Here is an 11,957-nt window from a genome sequence, read left to right on the forward strand (position 1 = left end):
TCTCAATAAAAAACGTTTCCTGCGACTTAAGCATAAATATTTAAAGAGATGTGATTGCTTGCAGCTGACAGGAATTGACCGTTTGACGGAGGCTTTTCCGTATAGACTTCAAACAGCTTGCTGTTGTTGAAACGGCTGTCTTTCCATGCTCTTTTGATAGCGGTTCGAAGAGCCCGTTCAATACTTGGGGGCGTGTCACCATATTTTTCAGACACAAGCACATAAAGTTCTTTGGAAAGTGCACACATATGATTCGGAGCTTTTACCATTTCGGTCAGGATGAGCTGAATATATTTATAGCCTTTTACATTGGAAGGAATGCGAAGCTCGTCCAGCATCTCCGCGACATATTTTTCGACGCTGACTGGCTTGGAGAATATGGACGGATCCGCCAGAGGTGCCTCTTTATAATAATAGATATCCTTTATATTTTCCATCAAAGATCCAAGTTCAAATGGTTTTGCCACATAATGAAAGGCTCCCATACTCTTGGATTTCTGAACTTCATAGGTATCGGCCAAAGAGGAAATGATAACAATTTTTGTAATATGTCCACCCATATTCAGCTTCTGAAAATCTTTCAGCACGGTAAAACCGTCTTTTTCCGGCATTACCATGTCCAGAAGGATAATGTCCGGCTTCTTCTCTTGTGCTATACGCAATCCATCGATACCGTTGCTGGCCGATCCTGCCAGCGTCAATTCGGGATCTATCTGCACAGCACGCTCAATAGAGATACGGATATGTGCATCGTCATCTATAATTAAAACGGATATTTTATCCATCAAATTCCTCCCTTTATCATATCACCACTGCGATGGCAATGTGATTCAATATTCTTCAATTTGTTTCATGTAAGCAAATCCGGCGGCTGCCGATTTTTGTGAAGCGAACCAAATGGATGATTCAATAGGCTTGCTTCCACTCATGCTCAATAAGAGGCTTTGTCCTGCCATGCAACGGTTCAGCGGGGACATCTTACTTTTTATTCTATTTTTATTATATAACAAAAAGTAAAATTTTTCAACTCTCTAATTCGCTAAATATTCGACATAAAATTCTGAGAATTTTGGAATCTATTTCAAAACGCAGAAAAGACACTTCCCGTTCCCCAAGAGGAGAGTTTCCGTCAAAAATGTGCAAAAAAGATGAAAACTTTGTGTAACGACAAAAAAAGAGGAATGTGATAAAATAATTTTGCAGATGAATCATAAAAATGGTTTTGCCGTTGCCTGTTATCCTTTTAAAAATTGTTTTTGGCGGATGGCAGAAAAACAAAAAGGAGGTTCTTGCATGAAGAAGAAACTTATCTGTTGTGGTTTAATGTTATGCATTTTAACGGGACTTCTGGCCTTTCCCAGTGTTGCCGCAGAAAAAGTCTTAATCCGGATGGATTCGACCACGCAAAAGTCTTATGAAATTATTGAAAAAGACGGATCGGCAACAATGACGGACGAGGGGCTGATGTGTAACTCCAGCACGAACGTAGCCGTTTATTATCGGCCAGCTGAGCCTGTAAAGATTTCCCGAATGGATACCTTGATAAGATACCGCTTTAAAGTGGATATGGAGGAGCCGGTGGATTACATAGCTGTGCGTCTTTATGATGCTTCCGGGGACGCTGCTACCGCGCAAACAGCAGTTAGAAAGCCAGCGTCCGGCGAGTGGTACGAGGGCTCTTTTCCCCTGCATAAAGCAAAGGTGTCTACCGGGAAACGGCAGTTTAAAGCAGGTGATGAACTGAAACAGATTCAGCTGAATGTTAAAAATACGGCTGGGATAGAGGTGAATCTCACTTGCGACTATTTGGAGATTGTTGAGCCCGACGGACCCGACAGCTCTCCGGCAATCTTTGAATCCGAAGATATCGGCATCGACTATATTCAGAAGCTCAACAGTAAGATTGCTTCTGCCAAAGCCGGCGATGTGATCGAAATTGACGACGGTATTTATTCTAACTGTACTTTGGAGATCAACGCATATGGCTCAAAGGATAAGCCGGTTACGATAAAGGCCAAAAATCCTGGAAAGGCAATTTTCACAGGAACCTCCTCCGCCGTGATAAACGGCTCTTATATTACGGTGGACGGGCTGTATTTTAAGGATGGCATGCATTCCAATGTGATTCAGTTTGCCGCCGGCTCGGATCATTGCAGGCTTACCAATACGGCAGTTGTCAATTACAACGCGCCGGATATTGAATTCCAGAGCAAATGGGTGTTTATCCAGGGGACTTACCATACGGTGGATCACTGCTATTTCAGGAACAAAAACACAATGGGGCAGATGCTTGAGGTAATTCGGAAAAGCGATGAGCCGGATTATCATGTGATTGAAAACAACTATTTCGGTTATTTTGAGCCCGGTCCGGGCAATGGTTATGAGACGGTTCGCGTAGGGACATCTACTTATTCCCTGTCAGCTTCCAATACTCTTTTCAAAGGCAATTTTTTTGAGCGGTGTGACGGAGAAGCGGAGATTATCTCCAACAAGAGCTGCGGCAATACCTTCACCAACAATACTTTTTATGACAGTAAGGGTGCTTTGACTTTGCGGCATGGCAACGACAGCGTGGTGAATGGGAACTTGTTTATCGGCGGGGCTTCTACCGTTCGAACCACAGGAGTGCGTGTTATCGGAGAGCGAAATAAGGTTTATGACAACTATTTCTTCAATATGTCTTCCGGCTCGAACTCCGTTACCATTGAAAACGGTGTGCCGGACGCTGAATTAGCTTCCTATGCACCGGTTACAGATCTGGATTTTCACAACAATACCTTTATCGGCGGTGACAGAGAGCTTTGGGTTGGGGCTTATAATTCTCCCAGCGCTACCCCGAATGTAAACAGAATTATTCCCCCGCAAGGAAAGATATATGACAATGCGTTTTTGACCTTTAAGGGAAAACAGCCAATCATTGAAAACGGTGATGTCACAAATAAGGTGGTATTTGAAAATAACAGTGTATACGGAAAAGAACTGGGATATGAAGGCGGAGTACCTTCCGGTATCAGCCTGAAAGATCCCAATTTTGAAAAAACGGACAGTGGATTTTACAAAACATCTGACGGTATCGGCGCAGATATCGAAAATTTAAAGGCTGCTCCGAAAAATCCTTTTGATGTGATCTGCGGCTGGGTAAAGAAGGATCTCTATGACAGCGGCTTGTACACCTTCCAAAAAGCTGAGATCGATCCCATTAACGATGCTGCTGCGGATGTGAGTAAGCTGTTCCCCTCCAAGGATAAAATTAATATCCGCATCAACGATTACTTTATCTCTTTCGATGTTGCACCACAGCTGATCAATGACCGCACCATGGTTCCCATGCGTGCCATATTTGAGAATCTGAACGCAAAGGTAGAATGGGATGAAGCAACAGCCAGCGCAACAGCGGTGCGGAATGATACCACCATCAAGATAACGGAAAATTCATCGGCAGCCTTCGTGAACGACAAGGAGGTCACACTGGATTCACCGGCTGTGATCATCGATGACAGGTTTTTGGTTCCCATCCGGTTTATTTCGGAAAGTTTCGGGGCGGAGGTAGGCTGGGACGACGCTTCGCAGACTGTATTTATCTATATGGATGAAGAAAAAAAGGAAGAGATCAAAAAGGATATCTACGAACCCCAGAATAACATCCCGAACGCCTTGACGGTTTACGGTATTCTGCAGAGCGGAGATGACGGAGACGGTAATTCCATTCAAAACACACTGGATGGAAAGATGGGAACAAGATGGGCTGTGCAGGAAACGGACGGTGCCGCACCGTATGGCATATTCGACTTGGGAGAAACACATAAACTGGACAAAATTGTATTGGCTTTTTATAAAGGTGATTCCAGAACTTATTATTTTTCAGTCGAAGTATCTGAGGATGGGCAGAATTATACCCGCGTTCTTGACAATGTAAAGTCGAGCGGTTCGAGCAACGAACTTGAATATTTCAATCTGAAAGGTGTCTCCGCCCGGTATGTAAAATACGTCGGCGGCGGAAACGATTCAAATAAGTGGAACAATATCACGGAGATTGTCTTTGTTGAGATGAAGGAAAGCCTTTCAGCGTAATAGAAAAGGATAGATGTACAAAATAGGGTGGCAAAGGGGTTTTCTCTTTTGGAGGAAACCCCTTGCTATTATCTGTAATTTATAACTGCGGGCAAAATGTCTCCCGCTTCGTGCGGCACTGCTGTGCCATGCCCTTGTCCTCATTAAATGGCGGGACAAGCCTTTATCGAAAAAAGTTTTTTATTCTGAAAAACGCCGCTGCGCTCCGCACACTGTTTTTTGAGACGTAAAATTGCGTACAATTTCCGCGCAATTTACTATGTTATAAAAAAATATTTTTATCACCGCAATGCCAATAAATGTTTTTCTTCTTGCTTTTTTCCCTCTTCTTCCTCCTTTAAGTGGACATAATCGACATATGCATCCAGCCTGCCGGTGTTACGGAATAATTCCCAGTAAAAGTCTTTGTCAAACATTATCGTCTGCCCCTTTTCCTATTTTATTTTTCAATAATAGCATTGACAACTTGAAAAATGTTATACTGGAAAAACGACCAAAAAAAGATTGGAAATTTGGATAGTTTATGGATTGATTTTTTCATATTTTTTATTAGGAAGAATTGTCCTGCCATACAACCTTGCTAAAATATTCCATCACTTTCGTAAGTGGTCCGCAACATGAAACGCTTTTATGGGGGCTTTTGCCTTGCAAAAGCGTTTTTATCTTGTTATAATAAAGACACATCATAAGCGGAAAACTGGCTTCCGCGGATTGAAGCGTAGCACGCCGCCGCAATGCGGCTTGTGACTATGGTATCAGAAAAAAGCAGGAAGTGAGGCGAATGGAATGCAGCAGGTTTTTGCCAATAATTTTGTACCGAAGGGGCGGTATATCTGTCTGAACTGCTCCAAGGAATTTATCCTGGAGAAAAGGGAGTATCTTCGTCCCTGCGATGAGTGCGGATACAATCAGTTCAAAGCAAACATCATTCTTCAGATGAGCGGCGACGAGCTCAAAGAGAAGTGCCGTGATGTGATTCGTGTTCTGGAGGTATCCACCTTTCTCTTTGAAGAAAAAGGCCAGAAAGAATTTTTGAACGTTATGGCGATCAACCTGCGCTTACTGCTCTGCGACGGTGAAAATTCCCTTCTTCCGAAGGTGTATAAAAACCCACAGTTTAACAAGGCAAATGCAAAATACAAAGACAATGTTCTGCTTCCGAAGGATTTGTTTTTCAACGAGCTGGAGCAGGTGGACCTGAACACCTTTTTGGGCACGGTACTCGCCTATCCGCGCAATGCAAGACCTATCACGGTAAAGAAATGTATTCGTTCGGTTGCAAACAAGCTTGGCGGCGCTCATGTGGACAGTGAAATGGAAAGCGACGCTTTCCTTTCCGGTACGCTCGCCAAATATTATATCACCGAAGTCGCGAAATATATTATTGATATGTGTGAATTTGACTATAAAAAAGATATTGGAGAATTTCTGAACTTAATGAGGTGAGCCATATGCTGGAGCTTCCGATTGAGAAGGCACTGGGCGTCAGTCAAAGCAGGCTGGCGCTTTTAAAAAAATTAAAAATAGAAACCATAGAAGATTTGATATGCTATTATCCCAGAGGATATGAGGATCGGTCTCAGCTTCGGGAAATCGCATCGCTGAAAAATGGGGAGACTGCGCTGATCAAGGGGACAGTGGCGGAGGAGCCCGCTTTATCCCGCATTCGGAAAAATCTTTGTATGATCAAAGTGAAGGTTTTTGATGATTCCGGTATGATGCAGATTACTTTTTTTAATCAGAAATTTGTGGTAAGTAGCCTAAAGAAAGGAGAAACCTATCTATTTTATGGCAAAGCAAAGGTGGATTATCGCAGCATTTCGATGTCCAGTCCTGTCTTTGAACCGGAAAACAGCAATCGGCATATGGGGCATATCATTCCTCTGTACTCTCTGACAAAAGGCCTGTCGCAGAAGGTGTTCACCAATATCATGGCAGGGGTTGTAGGCACCGTGGATGAAGACTTGGAGGAGACACTGCCGACCTACTTAAAGGAGCGGCTGCACTTATGCGATCGGGTGTTTGCCTTTCACAACATTCATTTCCCTCGCAGCTTTGAAGCACTGGAAGCGGCGAAGCAAAGGCTTGTGTTTGAGGAACTGCTTTTCCTGCAGCTGGGACAGCTTTCCATGAATCGGCTCAGTCAGGCGAGCCATGGAATTCGATTAACCAATTTTAAGATCGTAGAAAGACTGAATGAGATGCTTCCCTTTGAACTGACCAATGCTCAAAAAAGGGTGATACGGGAAATCTGCGCGGATTTCCGGGACGGCAAACAGCTTAACCGCCTGATTCAGGGGGATGTGGGATCTGGGAAAACCATTGTAGCCTGTGCCATCATGCTGGTTGCAGCGAATAACGGCTATCAGTCCGCTTTGATGGCACCAACGGAAATTCTTGCGGTTCAGCACTATGATGGACTGAAAGGGTATTTCGAAGCCTTTGGATTTGTCAGTGATATTCTGACAGGCAGTACCCCGAAGAAAAGGAAAAAAGAAATTTTAGAGAGGTTGAAAAACAACGAAATACAGATTCTGTTCGGAACGCATGCCATTTTGGAGGATGATGTGGAGTTTGCGAAGTTCGCCCTTTGTATCACGGATGAACAGCACCGTTTCGGGGTAAAACAGCGAAATTCTCTTTACAGCAAGGGAGAAAATCCTCACACCCTGGTGATGACAGCCACTCCTATTCCCAGAACACTGGCTCTGATCATGTACAGTGATTTGGATGTATCGGTTATCGATGAGCTCCCCCCCAACCGGCAGAAGGTGGAAACGTATTGTGTCAGTGAGGGGAGCAGAACAAGAATTGACGCTTTTCTATCCCGGGAATTGAAAGACGGCAGTCAGGCTTACATTGTGTGCCCTCTGGTGGAAGAATCGGAGACTATGACAGAGCAGCTTAAAAATGTGACGGATTATACCCGGCAGCTAAAGGAAAAATTTCCGGATTTCCGAATGGAACTGCTTCACGGAAAAATGAAATCCAAAGACAAGGACGAAATTATGATGCGGTTCAAAAATCATGAGGTTGATGTTTTGGTATCCACAACTGTAATTGAGGTTGGGGTAAATGTACCAAATGCCACTCTGATGATTGTGGAAAATGCAGAGAGGTTCGGCTTGGCACAGCTTCACCAGCTGCGGGGCAGAGTCGGAAGGGGAAAGAAGAAATCCTATTGCATTCTTGTTTCTTCCGCAACGGCGAGGAACACGCGGGAACGCCTGAAAGTCCTGTGCCAGACCAATGATGGCTTTCAAATCAGCGAGCAGGACTTAAGGCAGCGCGGTCCGGGTGATTTTTTCGGAACCGATCAGTCCGGTTTTGTGGATTTAAAAATTGCCAATTTGATTGGCGACGTAAAGGTTCTGGAACTGGCTTCCCGGACGGCAAAAAAAATTCTTGCCGAGGATCCGGAGCTTTCGGATCGCAAAAATTATCTTTTAAAAAAGAACGTGAAAAAGCTGTTTTTGAAAAATGGAGTGAAGGTGTTTAATTAAAGATTTGGCAAAGTGATATAGGTTAGAAACATATGCGAAATAAAATGCCTCATAGCTGTCGGATGCTGTATTCGATGTGTTTTGCCACATGGTTTCGCAATTTTTGATATGGTACAGAGTACGATAAAAAGGGTGTTGAAATTTGATTTTCAACACCCAAAATATTTGACCGAAAATATAGAATCATTTTTTTGTCTAGAAATTATCAAGCAGAGCTTTATAGAACTCGCAGTAGTCTTTGCGCTTCTCTGCGGTGAAATCCATTGCTTCACGGGGATGGCGGTTTAATTGGCCGGTAAGCATATATTGCAGGTCATAGCCCCAGACAACTCCCTGTTCTTTTAAGGGAAGCATATATTTTTCAATAAAGGTAAGAACACTATAGAGATTATACTTCGGGTTTCTCAGGAAACCAAGCAGAAGCTCTGTTGCACAGTTCCCGGCGCCGCGCCCCATTCCCTGTATAGTGGTATCCAGATAAGAAACGCCATAGGACAAGGTTTCAATCGTGTTGGCAAATGCCAGATTCTGATTGTTGTGTGCGTGGAAACCGACCTTTTTGCCCGCCTTTTCTGCAGCCTCGATATATATCTTTGTAAGTTCACAGGCATTCTCGGGATAAAGGGATCCATAGCTGTCCACCAGATAGATAACATCCACGCAAGAATCACAAAGCATCTCCAATGCCTGCTGTATTTGGTCGGATCCTGCCTGCGAAATTGCCATAATATTGCAGGTTGTTTCATATCCGAGATGATGGAAATATTCTATCATTTCAATCGCTGCGGGAATCTGATGAATGTAGCAGGCAACCCGCACCATATCAATCACGCTTTCCTTTTTGGGAAGGAAATCCGTTTTAAAATCGCATCTTCCCACATCCGCCATCACGGCGATTTTCATGTCGGAAATGTTGTCTCCCACAATGGTGCGGAGATCCTCCTCATTGCAGAATTTCCATTTGCCGAAGTCACTTTCGCGAAATAGGTTTTTGCTGGCTTTGTAGCCAAATTCCATATAGTCTACGCCGCTTTTGATATTTGCTTTGTAAAGCTCTGTAACAAATTCGTCGGTAAATTCAAAATTGTTGCAAAGTCCGCCGTCTCTTATTGTTGCGTCAAGAACTTTAATGTCGTCTCTGACTTCCATCAAATTGCCTTTTCTCATTTTACTATCTCCTGGCTAAGTTTTTAATGATTTAAACTGCTTTCTTTTATTCAACGAGGTTTTGTACCATTATTCAACATTCCTCCATTCCGCGGGAGATTACACTTTTTCCGAAAAAGGAATGTTTTGTTTTATTATAGCATCACGAAAATAATTTGTCAAAACAGCGACGGTTTACAAAGAACCATTCTGATACAAAGCAAGCTTGTTGTTTTCGGAATGAAAAGCTTTTTTATTTCTGTTCCAGCGTCTGCTGTATGATATTCTGCATCATTTCCTTTGTCATCATGCCGGGCACGTAACCCATCACATTGCCTTGACGGTCTATCATAAAGGTGGTAGGGAAAGAGTTAATGTAATAATCTGCAAAGACTTCTCCATTCTCATCGAATACGGTGGGAAAGGTGTAGCTGTTTTCTGCCAGAAATGCTGTGATTCCTAAAATGTCCGTTTCCCTGCCGATATTTGGCTGGGCGACTCCCAGAAATATCACCTCTCCGCTATTGCTGCCATATTCCTGATAAAGCTCTTCAATATGAGGCATTTCCATTTGACAGGGACCGCACCAGGTTGCCCAAAAGTTCAGAAAAACGACCTTGCCTTTGTAGTCTGAAAGGGTATGGCTTTGCCCTTTTTGATCGGTCAATGTAAAATCGAAAGCGGGCAGTTCGGGTTTCTCGGTTTGCTTTGGCGGCTCTGTCTGCTGTGCGGTGGGAGCCGGAGTGGGAGATGCAGTGCTAAAGTAACCGGATAAACCTTCCATCCATCCGCTTATCATCATAATGCCGATGAAGAGCAAAAGGATGCCTCCGGCTTTGATCGTATATTTCATTATTTTCTGATTCTTTTTGACAAAGTTAAGCGCCTTGGAGGTGAAAAGACCCAATAAAAGAAAAGGGATGATGAAACCCGCTGTATATACCAGAACCAGCAGATTGCCAATCAGGGCGTTCTCAGCGCTGGACGCCAGAATCAGAACAGATGAAAGCGCTGGACCCACGCAGGGTGTCCAAGCAAAACTGAAGGTGAATCCCATGATCAGTGCAACAAAGGGATTCATCCGTTCCAAATTCCAGCGAAAGGGCAATTTCTTCTCTCTGCTTAGAAAAGAAAAGCGCACAAAACCCAATTGTATCAAGGCCAAAAAGATAATCAGGACGCCGCCGACGCGGCTAAACCATAGCTTATATTCCTGAAAGAAGGAACCAAGGGCGGAGAATGCCATACCCAGAATAAAAAACGCAAAGGAGATACCGAGGACAAAGCAGAGAGTATGCAGGAACACAGTGGATTGTTTATAGCGATACGTTCCATCCTCCAGCTTTTCTTTGGTATTCCCTGCAAGATACCCTAAATAGACAGGGAGAAGCGGCAGTATGCAGGGAGAGAAAAAAGATAAAAGTCCTTCCAGAAAAACCAGAAAATAATTGATGTTTTCTGCGGAAACAATATTGTCAAACATTGTGGGAAACTCCTTTTTCCAAATAGAATTGCGGGCAAGATGTCCCCTGCCTCTTTCTGCAGCGGATTCCATATCCACACGAAGCAGGAGAGTCATCTCCCGCTTCGTGCGGCACTGCCGTATCGTGCCATTGTCCTCGTTGCATGACAGGACAAGCTCTTATTAAATCCATCCACGAAGCTTAATTCCAATATTTTTTATCCAGTGAGCGGTAACCGATGGCCTCTGCCAAATGAGCGGCAGTAATCCGTTCGCTGTTGTCCAAATCAGCAATGGTCCTTGCCACTTTTAAAATTCGGTTGTGTGCTCTCGCTGAGAGACCAAGGGATTCATAAGCATTTTTCATCAAAGTGTTCTCCTCTTGTCCTAACACACAGAAGGTATCAATCATAGAGGACGGAATTTCGGAATTGGTGTAAAAGCCCAAGCCCTGATACCGTTTCAACTGAATATCCCGCGCTTTCTGCACTCTTTCCCGCATCACACTGCTGTTGTAATCGGATTTTTTGTCCGCTAGATCCTCATATTCCACACTGGGAACTTCAATGTGCAAATCAATCCGATCCAGAAGGGGACCGCTGATCTTTTTCAGATAATTTTTGATCTGAGTTGCCGTACAACTGCAGCGGTGTGTACCGGAGGAATAAAAACCACAGGGACAGGGATTCATGGAGGCGACCACCATCATGCTGCAGGGATAGGTGGCGGAACCAGTCACCCGGGTTACAGTGATTTTTCCATCCTCCAAAGGCTGCCGCAAGGTTTCCAAAGAGTCCCTTCTAAATTCCGGAAGCTCGTCCAGAAACATAACGCCGCGGTGGGACAAGGAAATCTCTCCCGGTTTAGGTGTTTTTCCTCCGCCTGTGATGCCAATGGTAGACGCCGTGTGGTGTACCTGTCGGAAAGGACGAACCCGTATTAACGGATCCTCCCGGCTCAGAAGGCCTGCAACCGAATAGATTTTGGTAACCTCAAGGGACTCCTGCAGAGACAGAGGAGGCAAAATGGAGGGAAGCCGCTTTGCAATCATCGTTTTACCGGACCCCGGCGCGCCCACCATCACACAGTTATGCGCGCCTGCCGCCGCTACTTCCAGCGCCCGTTTGACCGATTCCTGCCCTTTGACGTCAGCGAAATCCTCAGCGAAAGGCAGTATGCTGTTGCCTTTCTGCTCTTGTTCCCGTCTGTACACTTCCAGGCCCTTTTCATTTTTCATGAAAAGGAAACAATCCAGCAGATTCTTAACCGGATATACATTGATGTCCTCAATAATTGCCGCTTCCTTTGCGTTCTTTTCCGGCAAAAATACATTTTTGATGCCTTTTTCATAAGCGGATATCACAATGGGCAGCACACCGTCCACCTCCCGCAATGTCCCGTCCAGAGAAAGCTCTCCCAGAAAGATCGCATTCTCAATGAAATAGGTATTTAAACCGTTGTCATGACATAAAATAGACATAGCGATCGGGAAATCGAAATGGGAGCCTTCCTTGCGTACTGCGGCAGGAGCCAAATTCACAACGATTTTCCGGTGTGGGATCATCAGGCCCGAGTTCTTGATAGCGGCTCGGATCCGCTCCCTGGATTCCTTTACAGCTGCGTCGGGCAGCCCTACGATATCGAATGACGGCAAAGCGGGAGTAAAATCGGATTCCACCTCGATAAGATATCCCTCGATCCCGCTGATACCGGCCGTATAAATCACATTTGACATAACGATCCTTGCCTTTCCAGTTTCTTTTCTCTGTTTTCTT

The 11,957-nt window shown here is 44.4% G+C and carries 8 protein-coding genes; 3 read left to right on the top strand and 5 right to left on the bottom strand.

The features are described 5' to 3' along the window. Positions 1-26: 26 nt before the first annotated feature. A complete protein-coding gene (locus KQI32_RS02430) occupies positions 27-785 on the bottom strand; it encodes a response regulator (protein ID WP_177691945.1) in 759 nt (252 codons plus the stop codon). Positions 786-1,293: 508 nt separating this feature from the next. Between KQI32_RS02430 and KQI32_RS02435 the strand changes: the two genes are divergently transcribed. Next, entirely contained in the window at positions 1,294-4,071 is a 2,778-nt protein-coding gene (locus KQI32_RS02435) for a chondroitinase-B domain-containing protein (RefSeq protein ID WP_216423795.1), read from the top strand. Between the two features lie 281 nt (positions 4,072-4,352). Here the strand turns inward: KQI32_RS02435 and KQI32_RS13505 are convergent, their stop codons facing one another. Continuing rightward, complete coding sequence (locus tag KQI32_RS13505) at positions 4,353-4,487, bottom strand: hypothetical protein (RefSeq protein WP_256443625.1); 135 nt, start codon at positions 4,485-4,487, stop codon at positions 4,353-4,355. A gap of 370 nt (positions 4,488-4,857) precedes the next feature. Here KQI32_RS13505 and KQI32_RS02440 point away from each other — a divergent pair, with 370 nt between their 5' ends. Both KQI32_RS02440 and recG read left to right on the top strand, forming a co-directional pair. Further along, on the top strand, positions 4,858-5,517 hold the full coding sequence (locus tag KQI32_RS02440; RefSeq protein WP_216423796.1) for a hypothetical protein: 660 nt from the start codon (positions 4,858-4,860) through the stop codon (positions 5,515-5,517). A gap of 5 nt (positions 5,518-5,522) precedes the next feature. Continuing rightward, positions 5,523-7,574, top strand: a complete 2,052-nt coding sequence (gene recG / locus KQI32_RS02445) for an ATP-dependent DNA helicase RecG (RefSeq protein WP_216423797.1) — start codon at positions 5,523-5,525, stop codon at positions 7,572-7,574. A gap of 195 nt (positions 7,575-7,769) precedes the next feature. On the opposite strand, the gene KQI32_RS02450 is transcribed toward recG, so the two are convergent. From KQI32_RS02450 to KQI32_RS02460, 3 genes are all read right to left on the bottom strand, one after another. Further along, the gene (locus KQI32_RS02450) at positions 7,770-8,741 is read right to left on the bottom strand and encodes an aldolase catalytic domain-containing protein (protein ID WP_177691950.1); all 972 of its coding nucleotides are present in this window, start codon (positions 8,739-8,741) and stop codon (positions 7,770-7,772) included. 232 nt (positions 8,742-8,973) lie between these two features. After that, the gene (locus KQI32_RS02455; RefSeq protein ID WP_177691951.1) at positions 8,974-10,203 is read right to left on the bottom strand and encodes a cytochrome c biogenesis protein CcdA; all 1,230 of its coding nucleotides are present in this window, start codon (positions 10,201-10,203) and stop codon (positions 8,974-8,976) included. Positions 10,204-10,384: 181 nt separating this feature from the next. Next, positions 10,385-11,917, bottom strand: a complete 1,533-nt coding sequence (locus KQI32_RS02460; RefSeq protein ID WP_216423799.1) for a YifB family Mg chelatase-like AAA ATPase — start codon at positions 11,915-11,917, stop codon at positions 10,385-10,387. Positions 11,918-11,957: the final 40 nt, after the last annotated feature.

Source organism: Acetivibrio sp. MSJd-27, assembly GCF_018918095.1.
Taxonomy (GTDB): domain Bacteria; phylum Bacillota; class Clostridia; order UMGS1840; family HGM11507; genus HGM11507.

Bases quoted from the DNA above. Each gene is read 5' to 3' on its own strand.
- KQI32_RS02440 (WP_216423796.1), top strand. From the start codon at position 4,858: ATGCAGCAGGTTTTTGCCAATAATTTTGTACCGAAGGGGCGGTATATC.
- recG (WP_216423797.1), top strand. From the start codon at position 5,523: ATGCTGGAGCTTCCGATTGAGAAGGCACTGGGCGTCAGTCAAAGCAGG.
- KQI32_RS13505 (WP_256443625.1), bottom strand. From the start codon at position 4,487: ATGTTTGACAAAGACTTTTACTGGGAATTATTCCGTAACACCGGCAGG.
- KQI32_RS02460 (WP_216423799.1), bottom strand. From the start codon at position 11,917: ATGTCAAATGTGATTTATACGGCCGGTATCAGCGGGATCGAGGGATAT.
- KQI32_RS02450 (WP_177691950.1), bottom strand. From the start codon at position 8,741: ATGAGAAAAGGCAATTTGATGGAAGTCAGAGACGACATTAAAGTTCTT.
- KQI32_RS02430 (WP_177691945.1), bottom strand. From the start codon at position 785: ATGGATAAAATATCCGTTTTAATTATAGATGACGATGCACATATCCGT.
- KQI32_RS02455 (WP_177691951.1), bottom strand. From the start codon at position 10,203: ATGTTTGACAATATTGTTTCCGCAGAAAACATCAATTATTTTCTGGTT.
- KQI32_RS02435 (WP_216423795.1), top strand. From the start codon at position 1,294: ATGAAGAAGAAACTTATCTGTTGTGGTTTAATGTTATGCATTTTAACG.